Origin of the sequence: Cryobacterium sp. TmT2-59, from assembly GCF_004403545.1 — a bacterium.
Classification (GTDB): Bacteria; Actinomycetota; Actinomycetes; order Actinomycetales; family Microbacteriaceae; genus Cryobacterium; species Cryobacterium shii.
This window is the reverse complement of sequence record NZ_SOGM01000063.1, coordinates 1-22,708: the sequence shown is the minus strand read 5'-3', so window position 1 is coordinate 22,708 and position 22,708 is coordinate 1. Positions and strand designations below refer to the sequence as shown.

The 22,708-nt window shown below is 68.9% G+C and carries 18 protein-coding genes, 1 tRNA gene and 1 pseudogene; 6 read left to right on the top strand and 14 right to left on the bottom strand.

Annotated elements, in window-relative coordinates; genetic code table 11:
- From E3T24_RS10665 to galU, 3 genes and pseudogenes are all read right to left on the bottom strand, one after another.
- Nucleotides 1-378, bottom strand: a pseudogene (locus tag E3T24_RS10665) (hypothetical protein); the annotation flags it as partial.
- Nucleotides 379-450: 72 nt separating this feature from the next.
- The gene (locus tag E3T24_RS10660; RefSeq protein ID WP_134366591.1) at nucleotides 451-1,110 is read right to left on the bottom strand and encodes a GNAT family protein; all 660 of its coding nucleotides are present in this window, start codon (nucleotides 1,108-1,110) and stop codon (nucleotides 451-453) included.
- A gap of 79 nt (nucleotides 1,111-1,189) precedes the next feature.
- On the bottom strand, nucleotides 1,190-2,083 hold the full coding sequence (galU, locus tag E3T24_RS10655; protein WP_134403311.1) for a UTP--glucose-1-phosphate uridylyltransferase GalU: 894 nt from the start codon (nucleotides 2,081-2,083) through the stop codon (nucleotides 1,190-1,192).
- Nucleotides 2,084-2,117: 34 nt separating this feature from the next.
- Here galU and E3T24_RS10650 point away from each other — a divergent pair, with 34 nt between their 5' ends.
- The 3 genes from E3T24_RS10650 (at nucleotide 2,118) to mscL (ending at nucleotide 3,677) form a co-directional block, all read left to right on the top strand.
- Nucleotides 2,118-2,696, top strand: coding sequence for a 5-formyltetrahydrofolate cyclo-ligase (locus tag E3T24_RS10650; protein WP_134366593.1), 579 nt, complete (start codon nucleotides 2,118-2,120; stop codon nucleotides 2,694-2,696).
- A gap of 107 nt (nucleotides 2,697-2,803) precedes the next feature.
- Nucleotides 2,804-3,178 (top strand): FmdB family zinc ribbon protein, encoded by a 375-nt coding sequence (locus E3T24_RS10645; protein ID WP_134366594.1) that lies wholly within the window; start codon nucleotides 2,804-2,806, stop codon nucleotides 3,176-3,178.
- 55 nt (nucleotides 3,179-3,233) lie between these two features.
- Complete coding sequence (gene mscL / locus E3T24_RS10640; protein ID WP_347232658.1) at nucleotides 3,234-3,677, top strand: large conductance mechanosensitive channel protein MscL; 444 nt, start codon at nucleotides 3,234-3,236, stop codon at nucleotides 3,675-3,677.
- A gap of 22 nt (nucleotides 3,678-3,699) precedes the next feature.
- Here the strand turns inward: mscL and E3T24_RS10635 are convergent, their stop codons facing one another.
- Nucleotides 3,700-3,978: a hypothetical protein gene (locus tag E3T24_RS10635; RefSeq protein WP_134434605.1), complete on the bottom strand. Its 279-nt coding sequence runs from the start codon at nucleotides 3,976-3,978 to the stop codon at nucleotides 3,700-3,702.
- Nucleotides 3,975-7,769, bottom strand: a complete 3,795-nt coding sequence (locus E3T24_RS10630) for an AAA family ATPase (RefSeq protein WP_241978686.1) — start codon at nucleotides 7,767-7,769, stop codon at nucleotides 3,975-3,977. The genes E3T24_RS10635 and E3T24_RS10630 overlap by 4 nt, the downstream gene beginning before the upstream one ends.
- Nucleotides 7,770-7,963: 194 nt before the next feature.
- Here E3T24_RS10630 and E3T24_RS10625 point away from each other — a divergent pair, with 194 nt between their 5' ends.
- Nucleotides 7,964-8,968 carry an adenosine deaminase gene (locus E3T24_RS10625; protein WP_134366597.1) on the top strand — a complete coding sequence of 335 codons (1,005 nt, stop codon included), beginning with the start codon at nucleotides 7,964-7,966 and terminating at the stop codon, nucleotides 8,966-8,968.
- A 21-nt stretch (nucleotides 8,969-8,989) separates the two neighbouring features.
- On the opposite strand, the gene E3T24_RS10620 is transcribed toward E3T24_RS10625, so the two are convergent.
- Nucleotides 8,990-10,006, bottom strand: coding sequence for a magnesium and cobalt transport protein CorA (locus tag E3T24_RS10620; RefSeq protein ID WP_134403308.1), 1,017 nt, complete (start codon nucleotides 10,004-10,006; stop codon nucleotides 8,990-8,992).
- A gap of 88 nt (nucleotides 10,007-10,094) precedes the next feature.
- Here E3T24_RS10620 and E3T24_RS10615 point away from each other — a divergent pair, with 88 nt between their 5' ends.
- Complete coding sequence (locus E3T24_RS10615; RefSeq protein ID WP_134403307.1) at nucleotides 10,095-10,865, top strand: 4'-phosphopantetheinyl transferase superfamily protein; 771 nt, start codon at nucleotides 10,095-10,097, stop codon at nucleotides 10,863-10,865.
- On the opposite strand, the gene E3T24_RS10610 is transcribed toward E3T24_RS10615, so the two are convergent.
- From E3T24_RS10610 to E3T24_RS10600, 3 genes are all read right to left on the bottom strand, one after another.
- The gene (locus E3T24_RS10610) at nucleotides 10,838-12,127 is read right to left on the bottom strand and encodes a M1 family metallopeptidase (RefSeq protein ID WP_241976228.1); all 1,290 of its coding nucleotides are present in this window, start codon (nucleotides 12,125-12,127) and stop codon (nucleotides 10,838-10,840) included. The two genes, E3T24_RS10615 and E3T24_RS10610, sit on opposite strands and share 28 nt — an antisense overlap.
- An 84-nt stretch (nucleotides 12,128-12,211) precedes the next feature.
- A complete protein-coding gene (locus tag E3T24_RS10605) occupies nucleotides 12,212-16,144 on the bottom strand; it encodes a Pls/PosA family non-ribosomal peptide synthetase (RefSeq protein ID WP_134434603.1) in 3,933 nt (1,310 codons plus the stop codon).
- Between the two features lie 119 nt (nucleotides 16,145-16,263).
- The gene (locus tag E3T24_RS10600) at nucleotides 16,264-17,121 is read right to left on the bottom strand and encodes a Cof-type HAD-IIB family hydrolase (protein WP_134365101.1); all 858 of its coding nucleotides are present in this window, start codon (nucleotides 17,119-17,121) and stop codon (nucleotides 16,264-16,266) included.
- 268 nt (nucleotides 17,122-17,389) lie between these two features.
- On the opposite strand from E3T24_RS10600, the gene E3T24_RS10595 reads away from it, so the two are divergent.
- Nucleotides 17,390-19,699 carry an FdhF/YdeP family oxidoreductase gene (locus E3T24_RS10595; protein WP_241978685.1) on the top strand — a complete coding sequence of 770 codons (2,310 nt, stop codon included), beginning with the start codon at nucleotides 17,390-17,392 and terminating at the stop codon, nucleotides 19,697-19,699.
- On the opposite strand, the gene E3T24_RS10590 is transcribed toward E3T24_RS10595, so the two are convergent.
- The 5 genes from E3T24_RS10590 to E3T24_RS10570 form a co-directional block, all read right to left on the bottom strand.
- Nucleotides 19,688-20,002: a DUF6457 domain-containing protein gene (locus E3T24_RS10590; RefSeq protein ID WP_134365099.1), complete on the bottom strand. Its 315-nt coding sequence runs from the start codon at nucleotides 20,000-20,002 to the stop codon at nucleotides 19,688-19,690. The genes E3T24_RS10595 and E3T24_RS10590 overlap by 12 nt on opposite strands.
- Nucleotides 20,003-20,165: 163 nt before the next feature.
- Complete coding sequence (locus E3T24_RS10585; protein WP_134365103.1) at nucleotides 20,166-21,185, bottom strand: YihY/virulence factor BrkB family protein; 1,020 nt, start codon at nucleotides 21,183-21,185, stop codon at nucleotides 20,166-20,168.
- Nucleotides 21,186-21,394: 209 nt separating this feature from the next.
- Complete coding sequence (locus E3T24_RS10580) at nucleotides 21,395-21,730, bottom strand: hypothetical protein (protein ID WP_134365098.1); 336 nt, start codon at nucleotides 21,728-21,730, stop codon at nucleotides 21,395-21,397.
- A 269-nt stretch (nucleotides 21,731-21,999) separates the two neighbouring features.
- Nucleotides 22,000-22,071 (bottom strand) — tRNA-Arg (locus E3T24_RS10575).
- Nucleotides 22,072-22,119: 48 nt separating this feature from the next.
- Nucleotides 22,120-22,708, bottom strand: a 589-nt coding sequence (locus E3T24_RS10570) for an HNH endonuclease signature motif containing protein (protein WP_134434602.1), incomplete at its 5' end; no start/stop codon positions are given.

Sequence of the window (22,708 nt, the reverse complement as noted above, 5' to 3'; positions counted from 1 at the left end):
GGCGGGCCTGGCGAGCGCGGAACGGCCTGCAGCGGCCTGGGCCACGGCCGCACGCTCCGTCGCGGAACGGGCCGCGGCGGCCCGCCGGGCGGCGGCCGCGGCATCCGTCACGGCCTTGGCCTCGGCCCGGGCGTCGTCCTCGGCCTGGGCCAGGAGTTTGCGCTGGGTGACCACCGTGCGCGCGTTCGCTTCGAGGCGAACCTCCCGCGGCACTTCGGAGGTCTCGGCCAGGATACGCAGGGTCTGCTGAAGGCGCACGGCGTTCCGTTCGGTGGTCAGGTATTGTCGGCGTCGCGCCCAGGTCGGCATCAGATAGGTCACCCACAGGGCAGCGGCGACCGCGATCATGACTCCCCCGCCCAGGACCTCGCTACTCATGGTCCCTACGGTAGGAGCGCCGGGGGCTTCCGGGGATGATTACCGAGGGTGTGTCACCGAACATTCGGCGCGTCATCGGTCGGTCACGGCCAACGGATGCGCGGCCGCGGCGAGGTCGGACGGCGTCACCCGGGCTGCGTCGGGCGACACTGCGCCCGCGTGCCAGCGGTTGAGCACGCCCTGGCGCACTTCTTCCGCCACCAGCGCGAAGCAGAAGTGGTCGCGCCAGTCGCCGTTGATGTGGATGAAGCGCCGCCGCAGACCCTCGTACCGGAACCCGAGTTTCTCTACCACGCGCAGCGAGGGGCCGTTCTCCGGCCGGATGCAGATCTCCATCCGGTGCAGTCCGAGCTGGCCGAAGCAATAGTCGGTCGCCAGCGCGACGGTGGTCGGAGTGATCGACTTGCCGGCGAATTCCTGGGCCACCCAGTAGCCGATCGTGGCCGAGGACAACGATCCCCAGGTGATCGACGACACGTTCAGCTGGCCCGCCAGCCGGCCGTCGTACTCGACCAGGAACGGCAGACCGCTTCCGGCGCGGGAGTGAGCGAGGAGACTGCGGATGCTCGACCGCGTGTCGAACGACATCGGCGCGTACGGGCTCGTGGCTTCCCAGGTGCGCAGCCAGCTCCGGTTCTCCATCAGGGACCGCTCGAGCACCTTGTCGTCCCGCAACCGAATCGGTCGCAGGGTGACGGGCCCGTCATGAAGCGTCGGTATCGCGATGGCCACAGCCTGCCCGTCTCTTCATTCCAGAATGTTGTTCCCTCAATCTACCCGCTCGGCCTGCCGCCGGGGCTGCCGGTAGGCCCTAGTCGAGGGTCGCGACGAAGTCCTGGAGCCACGGCCGGAGGTCGGGGCCCAGGTCGTCGCGGTCGACGGCGAGCTGAATGATGGCCTTGATGTAGTCCAGGCGGTCACCGGTGTCGTAGCGACGTCCGCGGAAGATGACGCCGTACACGCCGCCGGTGGCATCCGGGGTCGCCGCCATCTCCTGCAGCGCGTCGGTGAGCTGGATCTCGTTGCCCTTGCCGGGCTGGGTGTGTTCGAGCACCCCGAACACCTCGGGGCGCAGCACGTACCGGCCGATGATGGCCAGGTTCGACGGGGCATCCGCCGCGTCCGGCTTCTCGACCAGTCCGGTCACCCGCACCACGTCGGGGTCATCGGTGGCCTCGACCGCGGCGGCACCGTAGAGGTGGATCTGCGAGGGGTCGACCTCCATCAGGGCGATGATGCTCGCGTTGCGCTTGCCCTGCTCGGTCAGCATCTTCGTGAGCAGCGGGTCCCGGGAGTCGATGATGTCGTCACCGAGCAGCACGGCGAACGGCTCATTGCCCACGTGCATCTTCGCGCGCAGAACGGCGTGGCCGAGACCCAGCGGGTCGCCCTGGCGCACGTAGTGGATGTCCGCCAGCTCGGTGGCCCAGTTCACCTTCGCGAGCCGGCTCTGATCGCCCTTCTTCTCCAGGATCGCCTCGAGCTCGGTCATCCGGTCGAAGTGGTTTTCCAGGGCATTCTTGTTGCGCCCGGTGACCATCAGCACGTCGGGCAGGCCAGCGGCGACCGCTTCCTCGACGACGTACTGGATCGCGGGCTTGTCAACCACCGGAAGCATCTCCTTCGGCATGGCCTTGGTGGCCGGAAGGAAGCGAGTGCCCAGACCAGCGGCGGGAATGACGGCTTTGGTAATTGATGTCCCCATGGCCCCTACGTTAGCGGCATCTAGGATGACTTGTATGGACTCCGACATCGGTCATCGAAAGCGGGCGCTCCGCGCCGAGTTGCGGGAGCGCCGCCAGAACATGACCTCGGTGGAGCGCGACGCCGCGACGGCCGGCCTCACCGCCAATCTCCAGAGCATCACGCTCGATTTGTCGGCGCGTTCGATCTCCTGCTACCTGTCCAGCCGAAACGAGCCCAACACCCGCCCGTTCGTGAACTGGGCCGAGTCCCAGGGGATCCGGGTTCTCTTCCCCGTCTCCCGTGACGACGGACTGCTCGACTGGACCGTCGGCGAAGACCAGACCGAGACCCCGGGTCTCGCGGGCGTTCCGGAACCGGCCGGCGAGTTGCTCGGCCCGATCGCGATCAACGACGTCGACCTGATCGTGGTGCCCGCCGCGGCCGTCGACGCTACCGGCCTGCGCATGGGCTGGGGCCGCGGCTACTACGACAAGACCCTCGGTTCGATGGAGAAGTGCCCGCCGGTCTACGCCGTGATCTACGACAACGAGTTCGTCGACGAGGTCCCGCGCGAGGTGCACGACCAGCCGGTGGACGGCCTGGTCACCCCGTCGCGGATCATCGCTTTCTGACCGCATGCGCCGTTGACGTGGCTTCCAGCCAACACCGGTAAAATCTAGCGAAGCCATCTATACAATCGGGGATTCGGCCAGCGGCCGGTCCCACAGCCGGAGTTCCAGTGCCTACCTATTCTTACCGTTGCACCGAGTGCGACACCGCGTTCGACATCCAGCAAGCCTTCACCGACAACACGCTCACCGAGTGCCCCACCTGTGGCGGCAAGCTGCGCAAGGTGTTCTCGTCGATCGGCGTGACCTTCAGCGGGTCCGGTTTCTACAGCAATGACTCCCGTTCGGATTCGAAGCGTTCCCTCGAGCGCTCGAGCCAGACGTCCGACAAGAAGTCAGACAAGAAATTCGAGAAGGCGTCGGGCGGCTCGTCCGACTCGAAGGCCGGCGAGAAGTCCGCGCCGGCGAAGGAGAGTTCGTCCTCCCCCGCGAAGTCGACCTCGGGCAGCACGAGCTCCGCCGCCCCGGCCGCCAAGTCTTCCTAACCACTACCACCACTTCCCCCGTCATCGCCTCACGGCGCCGGCACCTCAGCGGAGTATGACCATGATCCAGGGCTTCAAAGAATTCATCATGCGCGGCAATGTCATCGAGCTCGCCGTCGCCGTCGTCATCGGGGCCGCGTTCACCGCGGTGGTCAACGCGATCGTCAAGGGCATCTTCAACCCCCTGGTCGCAGCGATCTTCAACTCGGAGAGCCTCGCGAAAGCGATGGTGATCGGGCTTCCCGGCGGCGCTGAACTGTCATTCGGGCTGGTGCTCGCGGCGGCAATCAACTTCCTCCTGGTCGCGGCCGTGGTCTACTTCGTCTTCGTCATGCCGCTCAACCACCTGAAGCATGCCCAGGAGCGCCGCCGTCTCGCCGGCGCCCCCACCGCCGCCGAGGTGGCCGCCCCGGCGACGGAGCTCGAACTCCTGACCGAGATCCGCGACCTGCTGGCCGCCGGCGCGACGCTCGACCGGGGCCCGAAGCACACGCTCTAGCCCCGACCGGAGCGCGCCCGCGTCACCAGTGCGGCGGGCGGTCCTGGCGCAGCCGGTCGTCGTTGACGCCGCGGGTGCCCGGTCCGGCGGGATCGACGGGCACGACCCCGCCCTCCTCGCGCAGTACCGGCGGGTGCGGATCGGGATCCGTGCCGGGAACCGGCGTCAGTTTGGCGCGCCGGGATGTGCCGGGCTGTCTGACGACCGACTGGCGGGGCTCCGCGGATGCCGCGGCCGGCTGGTCGGCGCCGCCGTCAGCTACTCCGTGAGGACCGCCGTCAGGGCTGGCGTCAGCGGTCACGGCCGTGTCGACGGCGGGGCGGTGACGCCCGCGAGCGCGGCGACCCGCGCGGCGACGGCGTCCGGGTTGCTGAAGAGCTCGAAGCTGTGCACGCGCAGGTAGTGCCAGCCGAGGCGGCGCAGCACCTCGGGCCGGAGCCGGAGCGACTCGCGCAGGCTCGACCGGCCGACCACGGCATCCGTTTCGACGACGACGGCACGGCCGGCGTTTGATCCGGCCAGGGCCAGTTTGCCGCGGTGCCCGAGCGACACGGTCAGGCCGAACTTCTCGAGGCGACGGGCCAGGTCGACCAGCATGGCCTCGCTGGCATCGGGCACCTGGGCTTCGTGGCGGCGTGCCTCGGTCTCGCTGAGCACCTGGGACAGAGCCAGGATGCCGTGGCGCTGGCGGTCCTCGTCGATGTCCGACGGGCGGAAGCAGGAGACGATGTCCATGGCCCGCCGGGCTCGGGTCATGCCGATGGCCAGCAGCCGTTCGCCGCCGGGCTCGCCGAGCGAACCGAAGTTGGTGAGCAGGCGGCCGTGCGGGGTTCGGCCGTAGCCGATCGAGAAGATGACCCGGTCGCGGCTCTGGGCCACGGCCTGCTCGAGGGTGAGCACGGTGAACGGCTCCGCCCGGTCTTTCAGGATGAAGTCGGAGAGGTCGGTGCGCTTGGAGAACGCGGACAGCACGGCCTGGTGCACGCGCACGGAGTGCCGCGCGCTGGCCGTGATCACCATCAGGGATTCCTTGGGCCGCTTCACCGCGTGGTCCATCACCAGTTCGACGACCTTGGCGACCTCCGCGTCGACGCTCTCGACGGCGCCGCTGTCGGCGTCGGGCATGCCGTGCCCACCGGCGACGTAATTGATGGTGAGGCTGCCGTGGCCGAGGTAGCTGCCGGCCCACGGGAGGGAATCGATGCGGCCGCCGTAGAAGCGGTGGTTGACGAGCTCGGCGAGGTCCTCGCCGCCGGCCCGGTAGCTTCGGGTCAGGGTCAGCGTCGGGAGCAGCTCTCCGAGGCGGGCCAGGGCGGAGTCGGCGTGGAGGGCATCCACGTTGGTCTCCTGCACGGTGCGGTCGTCCGCGGCATCCGTGATGCCGGTTTCGAACGCGGACGGGGTCTGCGTGACCGGATCGCCGAACGCGACGATCTGCCTGCCACGACGGATGGCGCCGACGTTCTCGGCCAGGGTAGTGGCCCCGGCGTCGACGAGCAGCACGGTGTCGAAACTCATCTGGTCGTCGAAGCCCGCGACCTCGTAGGGTGAGGCGAGCCAGACCGGGGCGAGCACCCGGCCCAGGTGCGGTGCGGCCTTGTGCAGGCGGCCGGGGGTGGCCCGGTCGGCGCGGAGCAGGCGCCGCAGGTGATCGGCTTCTTCCGGCCAGTCGACGACGCCGATCTTCCAGGTCTCGGCGAGCAGCCAGGCCAGCAGCTGGCCGGTGGTCGAGGCGTGAGCCTCGTCGACCAGTTTGAAGTCGGCTTCGAGGCGGTCGAGCACCTGCGTGTTGGCGTTGAGGAGGGCCTTGTCGCCGCTGAGCATCGTCTCCAGCACCGACTGCCACCAGGCCAGTTCGAGCTCGACGGCGACGTCTTTCTCGGACACGTGCCGCTGCGACAGGTCCGTCATCAGGGGGTCGAGGTTGTGCTCGCGCAGGGTGGCGAGCAGGGCGGTGCGCTCGTGCAGGTTGGCGAGCACCTCGCTCTCGGCGGCGAGGCCGGCGACCGCGTGGATGAGTTCCTTGATCGGTCGGTTCGACAGCTGGCGGGTGGTGCCGGCCGTGCCGAGCGGAACGTCGAGGCTGGCAAGGTCTTCGGCGACGCGCTGGAAGGCGACGTGCACGTCGGAGATCCCCACCGGGACCTCCGGGGTGACGCCGGCCACGACGAAGCGCTGCCACAGGGTGCGCTGCTGCTGAATGCGGCGCAGGCTCTCGTTCATGTCGCTGACGCGCACGCCGGGACGGAGGTACTCATCGGCGAGTTTGCGCAGTCGCCGGCGGCTGGCGCCGGTCATCTCGGGCGAATCGCGGCGGGCGGCGGTCGCGGCGATCAGTTCGGCCAGCGAACGGTCGTACACGGCCGGCTGAAACTTGTCGAGCGTCTCCCGGATGTCCAGCAGCAGCCGCAGGTAGACGCCGAGCTCGGTGATCGTCTCGAACGGGCGCAGCCGCGTCTGGCCGACCAGCCCGGCGGCGCGCTCGAGCAGGCGGGGCAGTTCGACCTGGTTGACCCGTTTGGCCAGCTGGTGGGCGGCGGACGCATCCGCGGTGGAGGTGAAGGAGGCTCCGTACCAGGGCGAGTCGCCCGGGCCGTAGCGGAATTCGCCGAGCGCGGCGGCCTTGATCAGCGTCGCCGCCGCGGCGGCCCGGCCATGGGCGAGGCGCTCGAGGGCGCGCCGGTCGAGGCGGGCGGTGGTCGACGGCGGGCTCGGCAGCTGGGCAAGCCTGGCCAGCTCGCCGAGGGCATCAAGCACCGACACCCCGAGGGCCGAATCGCGGCGGGTGAGCGAGGAGCGGTAGTCGAGCAGCACCTTGCGCAGCCGCACGAGCGCGTCGTCGACGTCGCCTACCAGGGGCTGGGCGGCCTTCTCGTTGCGGGTGATTGACTGGATCAGGTCGCGCCGCAGGGTGCGCGGGGTGACGGCGACGCCGGGCAGCCCCACCTGCACCAGGCGGTGCGCGATGCCGTCGAGGCTGGACCGGCGCGCGCTGACCACGAGCACGCGCTTGTGCTGCGAGATGAGCGAGCCGATCGCGTTCACGATCGTCTGGGTGCCGCCCGTGCCGGGAAGCGTCTTGACCACGAGGGAGTTGCCGGCCGCGATCTGCGCCACGACGTTCTCCTGCTCGGAGTCGGCGTCGAGCAGCAGGATGTCGGTGGCCGGAGGCCGGGAGTCCTGGCCGATCGGCACGACCGGGTTGTACGCGGTCTCGATGGCCCGGCGGGCGTTCTGGTTGCCGGCGACCGCGTCGAGCAGCGGGTGGTCCAGCCGGGCCGCGTCGGCGGAGAGCGCGCGGCCCACGTCGGCGAAGGAGGATGCGACCAGGCGCGGCACCACGTTGAACCACGGCAGGTGCGAGGTCAGGCCGCGCAACCGGTCGATCACGGGCTGCGGTTTGAAGGCGCCGTTGGTGACGGCCAGGGCCACGAACGCGTCGGCGTCCAGGGTGATCTGGAACTGGTCGTGCAGTGCGCGGGCCAGTTCGGGGTTGAGGAAGGGCTGGCCCTTGAGCTTGAGCTCGAAGTCGCGGCCGTAGCGGCGGATGGCGAGGGGGCGCAGCAGCACCGGCGCCGTGTAGTCCACGTCACCGTGGCGCCACTCGGCCAGGCCGATCGCGAGGTGCACGGACTCGATGCCGCGCATCGATCGCAGCTCGATGCCCTTCTGGGTGATCTCGCCGGCCGCGAGCCGGGCGTTGCGCAGGGCCAGCTCGTCCCGGATCAGGTTCGAGAGCAGCGTGGTCTTGCCGGTGATGAACTGCGGCAGTCCGCCCGGGTGGGTTGCGCTCAGTTCGATCCGGGTGCGGGGCCCGTCACTGAAGTGCAGGAGCGGTGAGCGTCCGCCGACTTCCGCCAGTTCGGCGCGCCAGCGCTGCCAGACCGGGTCGGCCACGTTGCCGACGACGAGGGACGGATCACCGAGGCTGACCGCGTGCGGGGCCGCCGCGTCGTGCGGGTCGGGGCTGCGTGGGTCGGAGTTGCGAGGGCCTGGGTTGCGAGGGCCTGAGTTGCGAGGGTCGGAGGCGGCAGCATCCTGAATTTCCGACAGGATGCCGTTGTCATCTAGTTTCTTATCAAGGCGCCGCACACCGACACCCTATTTCAGTCAACTGGGATTCACCGGCAGGCTGCCCGTTTTTACCGGGATTAGGGGCCAGAACGGCCCGTTTCGGCGGGATTCGGTCCGAGCGGCCGTCCGAGCGACCGTCCGAGCGACCACCCGCACGACAGCCGGGGCGGCGGCGAGGGCCGGCGCCGATCCTTCTCGGCGAGAATGGTTCAATGACACTCCCCCTGGTCGAACTCCACCTGCACATCGAGGGAACACTCGAACCCGAGCTTATCCTCGAGCTCGCCGCGCGCAACAATGTGCGCCTGCCGTGGGGCTCCCTCGACGAGCTGCGCGCGCAGTACGAGTTCACCGATCTGCAGTCTTTCCTGAACCTCTACTACCGCAACCTCGACGTGCTGCGGGAACGCATCGACTTCACCGATCTGACCCGCGCCTACCTCGAGCGGGCCCGCACCGCCGGCGTGCGGCACGCGGAGATCTTCTTCGACCCGCAGGCGCACACGAGCCGGGGCGTGCCGCTGCTCACCGCCCTGGGCGGGGTGCGCGATGCCCTCGACGCCGCCGTCGACTCGGTCGGCATCAGCACGAAACTGATCGTGACCTTCCTGCGCGACCGTCCGGCCGCCGAGGCGCTGCAGTTGCTGCGGGAGATCCTCGCGAGCCCGCACCGGATCGACGGCATCGGGCTGGACTCCGCCGAGGTCGGCTATCCCCCGGAGCTGTTCACCGAGGTCTTCGACCTGGCCCGCGCCAACGGGCTGCGCCTGGTCGCCCACGCGGGCGAGGAGGGACCGCCGGAGTACGTCTGGCAGGCCCTGGACCTGCTGGGGGTGGAGCGCATCGACCACGGCATCCGCAGCCTGGAAGACGAGGCCCTGCTCGACCGCCTGGTGCGGGACCGCGTTCCGCTGACCGTGTGCCCGTTCTCGAACGTGCGGCTGCGGGTCATCGACACCCTCGCCGGGCATCCGATCATGCGGATGCTGGACCGCGGCCTGCTCGTGTGTGTCAACTCCGACGACCCGGCGTACTTCGGCGGCTACATCGACGACAATTTGACGGCCCTGGACCGCGAGTTCGGCCTGGGCCCGCACCGGCTGGCGCTTCTGGCCCGGAACGGGATCGAGGCCTCGTTCCTCACTCCCGCCGAGAAGAGCACCCTGGACGACGAGGTCGGAGCCTGGCTCGACGCGCAGCCCCAGGCATCCGTCTGACCCCGGTCAGGCCGGCGGGTCCTACAGCCAGTTGTTCTTCCTGAAGACCAGGTAGAGTCCGATCCCCATGGCCAGCATCAGGGACAGGGCGAACGGGTAGCCGAACACCCACCCGAGTTCGGGCATGGCCTTGAAGTTCATGCCGTAGATCGTGCCCACCAGGGTGGGCGCGAACAGGATGGCCGCCCAGCTGGAGATCTTCTTGACCTCTTCGCTCTGGGCGACGCTGGTCTCGGACAGGCGGCGCGTCTCCTCGTTCTGGCGCTGGGTGACGAGGGTGCTGTGCACGGTGAGCGCGTTGTCCAGCAGCTGCCGGAACGCGGCGCCGCGCTCGACGACCCGCAGGGTGTGGTCGAGCACGTCACGCAGGTAGTGCTGCAGTTCGGTCGGGGCCGCGTACTTGCCGAAGCCCTTCTGCAGCGCCTCGAGCATGCCGACCAGCGGCTGCGTCGCGCGCTGGAACTCGATCACTTCGCGGGACAGGTCGTAGATGCGCCGGGCCACGGTCTGGTCGCCGTCGAAGAGCTGGTTCTCGATCTCGTCGATGTCGTTCTCGAGCCCCGCCACGACCGGCCCGTACTCGTCCACGATCTGGTCCAGGATCGCGTAGAGCACGGCCTCGGGCCCGAGGGCCAGCAGCTCCGGCGCCTGCTCCATCCGCAGGCGCACCTTCGCGAGATCGGGCGACTCGGCGTGACGGATGGTCGCCACGAAGTCCGGGCCCACGAACACGTGCAGCTCGCCGAACTCGACCCGTTCCTCGGCGTCGATGTAGCGAGCCGGCCGCAGCACCACGAACAGGATGTCCCCGAAGCGTTCCAGTTTCGCGCGCTGGTGGCCCTTCAACGCGTCCTCCACCGACAGGTGGTGGAGGCTGAACTCGGTGGCGACGGAGCGCACCTCGGCCTCGGACGGGCGGTACATCCCGATCCAGGCGAAGCCGTTCCGGGACTTCATGGCCGCGTAGGTCTCGTCGAGCGTGTCCGGGTTGGCGGCTCGATGCCCGTTCACGTAGATTGCGTTGTCGATCAGTGCCACGGGCGCTCCTTATATAGCAGCTACAAGTGTCGCATCCGTCGGGAGCGCCGCCCGCCGCCTCCGACGGTCCCGGCGGTAGGTTGGGGGCGTGAATGCTGAGCGAACGCGGGACGTGTTCGTCGTGGTCGCCCCGCGCGGGGCAACGGATGCCGCCGATCGCGGCTTCCTGGCGGCCGCCGCCGCCTGGGTCCTCGGCGTGGATCCCCGACACGTGTCGATCGACCGCACCTGTGACCGTTGCGGCGGCAGCCATGGCAGACCGGTGCTGAACGTTCCTCTGAGCGCGAAAGGCCGCACCCTGCACCCCTGGCCCCTGCACGCCAGCCTCAGCCGGGCCGCCGACGCGGTCGCCGTCGCGCTGACCTTCGCTGGACCGGTCGGGGTCGACATCGAGAGCCTGGCGGCCGTCTCCCGGGCCGACTTCGACCGGGTCGCGTTCGGGGCGGCGGAGCAGGGCGCCCTCCACTTCGTCCCGCCCGCCGACGCCGCGGCCGCGCGGGCCGCCCTGTGGACGGCCAAGGAGGCGATCCTCAAGTGCACCGGCGACGGACTCCGGGTGGACCCGCGGGACCTGACCGTCACGCTGACCGCCGCCGCTCCGACGGGTGCAGCCACGGATGCCGCCGCCCCGCACCTCGCGGCCTGGCCGGGGGCCGGCTTCCCGCTGGACACGATGCGCCTGGCCCGGTTCGATCCGGGGCCGGGACTGGCCGGCACGGTCGCCGTGCACACCGACACAGTGCACACCGACACCGTGCACACCGGTGCCCAGCTCACGGTGCTGCAGCTGACCGCCACGGACATCCGTCGGCGGCCAGGCCACCGGCCGGCTCAGAGTTTGGGCAGCACGGTCCGGTAGATCCAGCGGTCGACGATCCGGCGCACCTCGCCGCTCCCGGTGTGCACCGAGAAGAACTCGACGAAGTCGTCCGTGGAGATCGACCCGTGTCGCCGGTCGCGGGTGTACGCCCGCACGGCGCCGAAAAAGCCGTCGTCGCCGAGCTCGCGGCGCAGGGCGTGGAGGGCGAGCGCGCCGCGCTTGTAGACCCGGTCGTCGAACATGTCGTGCGGTCCCGGATCGCCGACGACGATGTCGCGGGGCAGCGCGTCGAGCAGCGCGCGGTGCTCGGCCGCGCTCCGGTCTGCGGACGGTCCCCCGCTGGCCTCCCCCCACAGCCACTCGGCGTAGCACGCGAATCCCTCGTGCAGCCAGATGTCCTGCCACCGGGCCACAGTCAGGCTGTTTCCGAACCACTGGTGGGCCAGTTCGTGCGCGATCAGCCGATCGCTGCCGTGCGCCCCGTCGACGTGGTTGCGGCCGAAGACGGCGAGGCCGTGCGCTTCGAGCGGGATCTCCAGCTCGTCGTCGGTGACCACGACCGAGTAGGCGCCGAACGGGTACGGCCCGAATCGGGCGGTGAAGAGGGACAGCATCTCCCCCAGCCGGCCGAAGTCAACGGCCACTTCGCGGGCGAGGTTGGCGGGGAAGAAGATCCGCTGGGCGACCGGGGCGGCCGCCAGGTCGGTGCGCCGGTAGCGGCCGATCAGCACCGACGCCAGGTAGGTGGCCATCGGCTCGGGCACATCGAACGTCCAGGCGGTGCGACCCGATCGGGTCGACCGGGCGATCAGCTTTCCGTTGGACACGACCGTGTACGGGTCTTCGCAGGTGAGCCGGATCCGGAAGGAGGCCTTGTTGCTCGGATGGTCGTTGCACGGGTACCACGACGCCGCGCCGGTGGGCTGGCCGGCGACGAGCACCCCGTCGTCAAGCTCCTCCCAGCCGACGTCGCCCCAAATGCTGCGGAGCGGGCGCGGCGCCCCGCGATACCGCACGCTCACCTCGAACCGATCGCCGGCGTCGATCGGGGTCGCCACCAGGATCAGCAGCTTCCGCGCGGCGTGGATCACCTTGTGCGCCCGCACCCCGTTGACCGTGACCCGGTCGACGCTGAGCCCGTCCAGGTCGAGGCTGAACCGGTCCAACCTCATCGAGGCCAGCGCGGTGATGGTCGCCGTCGCCCGCAGCTGGTTGGTGGCCACCCGGTAGTCGAGGTCGAGGTCGTAGTGCTGGGCCAGATAGCCGCCGTTCCCGTTCTGCGGTGTGTAGGCGTCATCCACTGTCGGCGCACCGTGGGTCGGCGCGCCGTTATTCGGCGGCACCGGCCGAGACGGGAGTGAAGACTTGTTCTGAGACATGGGCCGTCAAGTCTGCCACGGCAGCGACCGCCACGGCGAAATCGGGTTGCCCGACCAGACCGACCCGGCGGGAACCCGTTCGCCCCGCATCACGAGGGAGGCCGGCCCCACGGTGGCGCCCTCGTCGACCGAGGCGGCCGGCAGGATCACGCTGTGCGGCCCGAGCGTCGAGCCCGCGGCCAGGCTGACGCGGTCGAGTTGCATGATCCGGTCGTGGAACAGGTGCGTCTGCACCACACAGCCGCGGTTCACGGTGGCGCCGTCGGCGATGGCGACGAGGTCCGCTTCGGGTAGCCAGTACGACTCGCACCACACCCCGCGGCCGATTCTCGCCCCGAGGGTGCGCAGCCAGAAGGCCAGCGCCGGGGTGCCTGCCGCCTTCGCCGCGAACCAGGGCCGGGCCACCATCTCCACGAAACTGTCCGATACCTCGTTGCGCCAGATGAACGAGGACCAGAGCGGATGCTCGGTCGCTCGGATCCGGCCCACCAGCATCCACTTGGCCGCGGTCGTGACCAGGGCCGCGACCATGCCGGCGGCGAGCATGACCACTCCGGACAGGGCGATCGCCCAACCGAGGCCGAGCCGGAGCCAGAGCCAGGCGAGCGCGGCGAGCACGCCGAGCGCGATCAGGGCTGTGACGATGACCGGAACAATGCGCAGCAGTTCCCAGAGCGCGCGCCGGGTCACCAGTCGCACCGGCGGGTGGAAGGTGAGCGTCTCGTCGACGTCGGTCGCGATGCGCCGCAGCCGCTCGGGCGGGTTGCCCAGCCAGGACGAGCCGCGTTTGGCCTTCCGCGGAGTGGAGGAGAGCACGGCGACGAGACCGTTGCGCGGAACGGTGCGCCCGGCGCCGGCGATTCCGCTGTTGCCCAGGAACGCGCGCCGGCCGATCTTGGCCGGGCCGATGCGCAGCCAGCCCCCGCCCAGCTCGTAGCAGGCGACCATGGTGTCGTCGGCGAGGAACGCGGCCGGGGCGATGGTCGTCAGGGCCGGGATCAGCAGGACGGTCGAGGCCTCGACGCCCGCGCCGACCTTCGCCCCGAGCAGCCGCAACCAGATCGGGGTGAGCAGGCCGGCGTACACCGGGAACAGGAGTGTGCGGGCGCCGTCGAGGATGCGTTCGGTCATCCAGACCTGCCAGCCGATCCGGCTGCGCACCGGGTAGTAGCCCTCGCGCAGCCCCACGCCGAGGGCGCGCACGGACGCGACCACCAGCAGCGCGTAGACGAGGCCGGCCGCGATGACCGCGACCGGCATCATCAGGGCCGCCCGCCCCAGCGCCGCGGACAGGGTCGACGCGTCACCGATGGCCGCGCCGACGATGAGGGCGCCCACGATCACGGCGATGACCGGCAGCGCGGTCATGCCGACGGCCCCGGCCGCGAACGCGGTCAGCCAGCGGCGACCGCGCGGCGGGCGCTCGGCCGGCCACGACCCGTGCGCGGCGCCCATCCGGATGGCGGGTGATCCCGCCCAGCGTTCGCCGGCGGGCACGACGCCGGAGACGGCCGCCCCCGGCTCGATCACCGCTCCGGCGCCGATGCGGGCTCCGCCGAGCAGGGTGCTGCGGGACCCGACGGTCGCCTCTTCGCCGATCCGAACCCGGCCGATCCGGAGCACGTCGCCGTCGATCCAGTAGCCGGCCAGGTCGGTCTCGGGTTCGATCGCCGCCCGGGCGCCGATCTCCAGCATCCCGGTCACCGGCGGGAGGGCGTGCAGATCGACGTCGTGGCCGACGCGGGCGCCCAGCGCCCTGGCGTAGTAGCTGATCCACGGCGCCCCGGCGAGGCTGGCGGCGTCCACGAGCAGCGCGACCTGTTCGGCCAGCCACAGGCGCAGGTGCACCGAACCGCCGCGGGGGTAGTTGCCCGGTTCCAGGCCGCGCAGCAGCAGCCGGGCTGCGATGACGGAGATGGTCATCTTGCCGGGCGGGGTGACGAACAGGAGGAAGCCGAGCGCGACCCACCACCAGGAGAGCGTCGGCGCGAAGGTGGCGCCGGCGGCGGCGAGCAGGTTGTTCGCCGCCGAGAGGTAGACCAGCCAGCGCGCCCCCACGAGCACGTGCAGAGGAATGCCGAGCAGGCTCTGCGCGATCCGGCTGCGCAGGGGCACGGGCAGCACCTCGCGCCCCCGCTGCGGGACAGGCGGAACCCGGCCGTCGAGTTCGTCGGCGAGCGAGCCGAGCCGCGGGTAGTCGTAGATGTCGGAGACGCGGGTGTCCGCGAAGCGCTGGCGGATCATCGACACGAACTGCGCCGCGGCGAGCGAGCCGCCGCCGTTGGCGAAGAAGTCCGCGTCTGGCCCGTCGGCTGCGACACCCAGGATGGCGGCCCAGCTTTCGGCGAGCCAGGCCGCCGTCGGCGACAGCCGGGGCGCTGCGCCGGCGTCGCTGCCGGCCGGAAGCGGCCAGGGCAGGGCGGCTCGGTCGACCTTCCCCGAGGTGCGCGTGGGCAGGTCGTCGACCACCGCGAGCAGTGGCACGAGCGCGGCGGGCAGTTCCTCCCGCAGACGGATGTTCGCGGCGGCGCGGTCGAACTCGGCGGCGCCCTCCGTGCGTGCGAGGTAGCCGACCAGCACCTTGTTTCCGGCCGGCGTGGTCTGCACCACTGCCGCGGCACCGGCCACCCCTGGCAGGGCCCGCAGGGCCGCCTCGACCTCGCCGAGTTCGATTCTCCGGCCGCCGAGCTTGACCTGGTCGTCGGCCCGGCCCACGAACACGAGGCCCTCACGCTCGTAGCGCACCAGGTCGCCGCTGCGGTAGGCGCGGTGCCAGCCGAGTCCGTCGTGGGCGGCGTATTTCTCGGCGTCCTTGCCGGCGTCGAGGTAGCGGGCGAGCCCGACCCCGCCGATGATGAGTTCCCCGGTCTCGCCGTGGGCGACCCGGTCCCCGGCCGCGTTCAAGACGGCCAGGTTCCAGCCGGCGAGGGGCAGTCCGATCCGAACCGGCCCGTCGCCGTCCAACCGGGCGGCGCAGGCGACGACGGTGGCCTCCGTCGGGCCGTAGGTGTTCCAGACCTCGCGCCCCCGCACCGAGAGCCGGGCCGCGAGTTCGGGCGGGCAGGCTTCGCCGCCGAAGACGAGGAGCCGCACCTGTTCGAGCGAGTCCTCCGGCCACAGCGCGGCGAGGGTGGGAACGGTCGACACGACCGTCACGCCGTGGGCGATCAGCCACGGACCGAGGTCCGCGCCGGACCGAACCAGCGACCGCGGGGCCGAGACGAGGCAAGCGCCGTTCCGCCAGGCCAGCCACATCTCCTCGCAGGAGGCGTCGAACGCCACCGACAGTCCCGCCAGCACGCGGTCGGCCGGTCCGATCGGGTCGGCGGGGAGGAACAGGTCTGCCTCGGCGTCGACGAACGCGGCCGCGGAGCGGTGGCTGACCGCGACTCCCTTGGGCACCCCGGTCGACCCGGAGGTGAAGATCACCCACGCGTCGTCGTCCGCGGTCGGCATGGTGCGGTCTGTTCCGGCGAGGGCCAGGTCGTCGCCCGCCGGCAGCATCCGTTCGGCGAACAGTTCGGCGTCGAGCGACTCGCGCACCGCGAACACGCCCCGGGGGCCGATCACGCCCACGACGCGGGCTTCGCTGAAGACGAGCCGCGCCCGCTCCTCCGGGTCGTCGGCGTCGACCGGAACGTAGGCGGCGCCGACGGTGAGGGTGGCCAGGATGGAGACGTACAGTTCGCGGGTGCCCGACGGAATGCGGATGCCGACGGTGTCGCCCCGGCGCACCCCGCTGCGGCTGAGCCGTTCCGCCTGCTCGCTGACCAAGCGCATCAGGCTGGAATAGTTGATCGCGCCGTCCTGGTCTTCCAGGGCGAGCGCGGTCGGATGCCGGTCGGCGGTGCCATGCAGGATGTCGATGAGGGTACGCGCCGCCGGCGCCCTGGATCCGGCCTCGAGCACATCCTGGCCGGACTGGCTCTGGATCTGCATCGCGCGCTCCTTGTCCGGGTCGCGGTGCCGTCCACCGCGCGAGCCACCAGTTTAGGACGCGCAGGTAACCGGCGGGTGTCGGGTTACGAAGACACCGCATCCGGATGCCACGCGAGGGATCAGATCAAACCCTGGCGGCGGAAGGCATTCCAGACACCGTTATCGAGCACGGTGGTGGTGACCTCGTCGGCGTGGGCTTTGACGGCATCCGTGGCGTTGCCCATGGCGATGCCGACCCCGCAGACCTGCAGCATCTCGATGTCGTTGCTGCTGTCGCCGATGCCGATGGCGGATGCCGCGTCCAGGCCGAGCCGGTCGAGGAGCCGTAGGACCGTGGAGCCCTTGTTCACGCCGTTCAGCGTCACCTCGCCGCTGCCGCGACCCATGTGCGGGATGGTGCCGGTGATGACGTGGAATTCTCCGCTGAGCGCCTCCGAGACGCGGTCGTACGCGCGAAGGTCGCCGGCGAGGAACACCGATTTCGCGATGCCCGTGTAGCTGTACGGTCGAACGTCGGCGAATGCCATCAGGGCCGGGTGATCGTCGGCATCGGTGACGGATGCCGGGTCAGCCCCGGTTCCCGCCTTCCGCTCTGTGTCGGCCGCGTGGTCCTCCGCGAAGCGGTCGCGCACGCCGGGGCTCGGGTACAGCTCGTCGAAGGACTGCAGGTAGAAGTCGTACCCCGACTCCTCGTAGAAACCGATCATCCGCGCCACCGCATCTTCGGGCATGGTGCGTTCGATCACGAGTTCGTCGCCGATTTCCGCGAACCCGCCGCCGGAGCTGATGGTCCCGTCGAAGCCGATGTCGCGGATCGCGGGGTAGATCTCCACGGATGCCCGACCGGTGCTCAGGTACACCAGATGCCCGTTGCTCCTGGCGGTGCGCACCGCGTCGATAGTCGAGTCTGCGATCTCCGATCCGGTCTCGATCAGGGTGCCGTCGACGTCAACGAACGCGATGCGGGGGGAAATCATGGGGCACTCCAGACGAGGTGGTCTCGGGGACGCTGCATCTTCGGAGACCACCGGAGCGGTGTGATCGTATACTCCGACGCTATCCGAGATTTGTTGCTTGCTTCACGTCGGCATCCGCTGTCACTCCGACCACCGGTTCGCAGCCTGACAATAGGGGGCACGCACTTCCGATGACCCTCGTGAGGTGATTACTGTTGGTTCGGGGGTGCGAAACCCCCGCTTCGGGGGCGATCCCTCGCTGCGACTGGACGTGAAAGGCATGGCCACGGTGAGCAAGAACCCCAAATTCGAGGAAGCCGACGAGAGCGAACTCGAGGTCAGCAAGCCCAAGGACTGGGCCGCAGGAATCCCCGGCGTGATGCACGCGATGGTGCCGGCCATCGAGCAGATGGGCGTCAACCGGGCCCGCAAAACGGTGCTTGCGATGAACCAGAAGAAGGGCTTCGACTGCCCCAGTTGCGCCTGGCCCGACCCACACCACCGCAAGGCGTTTGAATTCTGCGAGGAAGGCGCCAAGGCCGTCACCTGGGAGGCGACTCCCGTCGTCATCGGTGCTGATTTCTGGGCCGAGCACTCCGTGAGCGACCTGCGGGGACGCAGCGAGTACTGGCTCGGCATGCAGGGTCGACTGACCGAGCCTGTCTACAAGCCCGCCGGCGAGGACCACTACCGCCCCATCACCTGGGACGAGGCCTTCGAGCTGGTCGCCACGAAGCTCAACGCCCTGGGATCTCCGGACGACGCGGCCTTCTATACCAGCGGCCGCACATCCAACGAGGCTGCGTTCCTGTACCAGCTGTTCGTGCGCGGTTACGGCACCAATAATCTGCCGGACTGTTCAAACATGTGCCACGAGTCCTCCGGCTGGGGCATGGGGCAGACCATCGGCATCGGCAAGGCAACGGTCACCTTCGACGATTTCGCCGAGGCGGACCTGATTATCCTGATGGGCCAGAACCCCGGCACCAACCATCCCCGCATGCTCAACGAGCTGGAGGCCTGCAAGCGCAATGGCGGCAGCCTGGTCGCTGTGAACCCTCTGCCCGAGGCGGGGCTGAAGCGGTACAAGAATCCGCAAACTGTTCGCGGCGTCGCGGGTAAGGGAACCGAGCTGGCCGACCAGTTTCTGCAGATCAGGCTTGGCGGCGACATGGCCCTCCTGCAGGCCGTTTCCAAACGGGTCCTCGACGCGGAGGCCAGGAACCCCGGCACGGTTTTGGACCACAAGTTCCTGGCGGAGCACTGCGAAGGCCTTGAGGAGCTGAAAGAGCACCTGGCGCAGCTCGACGAGCAGGAGGTGCTCGACGCGACCGGTTTGCGGATCGAGGAGATCGACGAGCTCGCCGAGCGGTACCTGAAGGCGGACAAGGTCATCATCACCTGGGCCATGGGCATCACGCAGCAGAAGAAGGGGGTCGCCACCATCAAGGAGATCATCAACCTGCTGCTGCTGCGCGGTAACATCGGCAAGCCTGGAGCCGGCGCTTCTCCGATCCGCGGCCACAGCAACGTCCAGGGCGACCGGACCATGGGCATTTGGGAACAGATGCCCCCGGCATTCATGGACGCCCTGGGGAAGGAGTTCGGCTTCGAGCCGCCGCGGGAGCACGGCGTCGACGCCGTCGACACGATCCGCCGCATGCAGGACGGAAGAATCAAGTTCTTCCTGGCCCTCGGTGGAAACCTGGTGGCGGCAATCTCGGACACACACGCGGCGGAAGCGGCGATGGAAAATTGCGACTTCACCGCCCAGATTTCCATCAAGCTCAACCGATCCCACACTGTCACCGGCACAGAGGCACTCATCCTGCCCACGATGGGCCGCACTGAAATCGACATTCAGGAGTCCGGCACGCAGTTCATCTCCGTCGAGGACACCGTTTGCGCGGTGCACGCGTCGTGGGGCAGCGTGGAACCCGTTGCCCACACTCTGCGCTCCGAGGTGTCGATCATCTCTCGGCTGGCCAAGGCGACCCTCGGCGACAGGATCAACGCCGACTGGGACGGCTTTGAGAAAAATTATGACCTGATCCGCGACCATATCTCCCGGGTCGTGAAGGGGTGCGAGAACTACAACGAGCGGGTCAGGCAGGATGGCGGCTTCATCATGGCGAATGGCCCGCGCGATTCCCGCACCTTCAACACGCCCACCGGCAAGGCCGTGTTGACCGCGAATGACCTGGAGCCGGTGGAACGGCCCGCCGGGACCCTGATCCTGCAGACCCTGCGGTCCCATGATCAGTGGAACACGACCATCTACGGCTTCAACGATCGATACCGGGGAATCCGGAAAGGCCGCCACGTCATCATGGTCAACGCCGAAGACATCACCGAACTCGGTTTGGCCGACGGACAGTTGGTGGACATTTTCGGCGAGTACAAGGACGGCAAGGAGCGCGTGCTGCGAAAGTTCCGCGTGGTCTCCTACCCGACGCCGCGCGGGTGCGCCGCCGCTTACTATCCGGAGGCAAACGTCCTGGTGCCGCTCGATCACGTGGCGGATGGCAGCAACACGCCGGTCTCGAAGGCGGTCATCGTTCGCCTGAAGCCGTCCGGATCAGAGCCCTTACTGGGCTGAGTCCACCCAGCCCTTGCTGTCCGGGCCGTCCTGAGTGCCGTCGGATACCAGTCCGCGGGCCTTCTGCACTGCGGTCTCGACGGCGGACTGAACCTCCTTCTTGCCGCTGTTGGTCGCCTGTCCGGCAGCGAAGCCCACGATAAAAGCGCTGAGGGGCCCGGCGGAGGGGCTGACGGACCTGGATTCCTCGGCCAACTGCAGGATCATCTGGGTGTCGACCTCGAGGTCCAGGATCTGCAGGGCCTGCGTCAGCCGTCGACTCCACTGGGCCAGTGCGAGCTCTTCATCGGACGAAACGGTCATCGGTGCTCCTAGTCTGGTGGCTCGTCCCGGAATGCCCGGAAGCGGCATCCGTCAAGACTTGCACCCTTGCCGGCGAAGCACAACGCACGGGCAGTCCGGGACTCTGAGGGCGGGATCCCGTCCTCGATGTGGACTCTTCAGGAGACCGGCCCGGTGTTTACTTCTATTTCGTTCTCGTCGGTTCGCCGTCGTCACTCGGTGTGCTGTGCTCCCGCAGACGTCGGCCGAGCTTGATGTCCTCGCGTGCCTTGTCGGCCGCCTTGTCGCTCTTGCGGGTGTCCCGCGGCGGCAGCTGAATCTCTTCCTCGGCGGCGATGCCCGCCTGCAGCTGCCGGCCCCGTTCCAGCTCCGCATCGAACTCGGCGCCGACGAGCAGGGCGAGGTTGGCGATCCACAGCCAGAGCAGGAACACCACGATGCCGGCCAGAGAACCGTAGGTGCGGTCATAGTTGGAGAAGTTGGTGACGTACAGGCCGAACAGGAACGAGGAGACCGCCAGGGTGATGAGCGCGAGTAATGCCCCCAGGCTGATCCAGCGGAACTTGGGCTGCTGGGCGTTGGGAGTGGCGTAGTACAGGATGGCGATGATCAACACGGCGGCCAGCGCCAGGATGGGCCACTTGATGACGGACCAGACGAGCTGCACGGTCTGCCCCAACCCCAGCGCGCTGCCGAGCGCATTCGTGACCGGACCCGACACAATCAACACCACAAGCACCACCACGATGAGCAGGATGCAGACCACGGTCACGCCCAGTTGCATCGGGCGCAGCTTCCAGAACGGCCGCCCCTCTTCCATCTCGTAGATGCGGTTCATGGCCCGGCTGAACGCGCCGACGTAGCCGGATGCCGACCACAGCGCCAGCAGGATGCCGCCGACGAGGGCGACGCCGGCCGCGGGCGACGAGCTGAACTGCTCCAGCGGGGCCCGCAGAGTGTCGGCGGTGCCACCGGGGGCGACCTGGTCGACGAGAGAAAGGATCGAGTTCGTCGCGGTATTACCCTGACCGAACACTCCCAGGAGCGAGATGAGCGCGATCAATGCGGGGAAGATCGACAGCACGGCGTAGTAGGTGAGGGCGGCGGCGAGGTCGGTGCACTGGTCGGCCGAGAACTCCCGCAGGGTCTTGCGCAGCACGTACTTCCAGGACGGCTTGGCGATCTCGGTCAGCGAGTCGGGCATGCGGGCATCGTCGGGCGCCGGTGCCCGGTCGTGCTTGTCGCGCGTGCTGTTTCTAACCACTGGGTGCTCTCCTCGGCTTCGTCAGCGGGAGATTCGTGCGCGCATCATTTGCGGCACCGCTGAACGATTTCGTCCAGCTTCATTCACTCGGGGACGGAATTCAAGCCAATTCGACTGATGTCCTCAGGAGGGGGACAGACGACAAGGGCCTACGGCATGTCCCATTCGTAGTCCGGACAGGAGAGCGCCTCGGTGTAGGCCACCTCGCTGGGGGCCGTGATTGTGCCCACGCGGCCGCGAAGGTAGGCGACCGCTTCGACGGTGTCGGGTTCCCCCGCGCTGGATTCTTCCGGCACGCTGATGAGCTCGCTGCGTGGACCGACGACCATTTGCACGACCATCTCGTCACCGTCGCTGTTGACCGCGGGTAGTTTGATCAGCTCGGACACGTGGCCGTCCGGAAGGGCGACGACTAACTCCAGGAGTGCATCCGCGGCCCCGTCAGTTGTCAGGAACGACTCTCCGCCATACGAAATCTTCTTCATGTACTGACTCCCTGCCTAGTTGACGCGATGCGCCCAAAGCGACGTCAACCTGACGCGGACTCTGAGACGGGTTGGTTCGGCACGGAGTGAGCCATCAGCCACAACCGAAATGAACGGTGATAAATTACCACGCCAGCTCATTCGCCGCTGTCGGAGAAAAGGTGGACGTCCCTGGGGCGAGTCTGCAGCGACTGGGCTCAACCCGTCCCCGTTCGGGTACACCCGCAGAGATCCGTGTTGCCTGAAGATCTGTGTTGCCTGAAGAAATGTGCCCCTGGAGGGATTCGAACCCCCAACCGTTTCCTTAGGACGGAACTGCTCTTCCGTTGAGCTACAGAGGCTGGCTGTTGAAGTTTAGCTGTTGTCTCCCCCCTCCGCAGTGCGCGGGCTCACGCCTGCCGAGACCCGGTGACCGCTAGTTGGTGGAATCGGTGGCCCGAGGGTGCGCGCGCGGCCGGGCTCCACGGTCGCGGCCGGCCTGACTGGCCCGGTGGGCGCGGTGGTCCTGGCCCGGTACCCAGGTGCGGGTGGGATCGAANGCGGTGGTCCTGGCCCGGTACCCAGGTGCGGGTGGGATCGAAGCAGACCGGGGCCATGACCTCGGGTTTGCCGCGCACCATCCGGATCAGCCACCCCGAGGTCTCGATGCTGTGATGGTGGAACCAGCACAGCAGCACCCCGTTGTTGATGTCGGTGGGCCCGTGGTTGGCCCAGGGGATGATGTGGTGCACCTCGGCCCAGGCCGCGTTGACCTGGCAGCCCGAGATGATGCAGCCGCCGTCCCGGGCGGCGATCGCCCGGCGTTGGGCCTGGCTGAAGAATCTTTCCTTGCCGCCGAGGTAGAGGACCTCCCCGTTCACGCCGAAGACGATCTTGCGGTACCCGCCGGCGCAGATGAGCTGATTCACGGTGCGCATCGACACGGGGGCTTCGACCCCGTCGATCCAGCCGACTCCGTGCTCGTCGGCGAGGTCGACG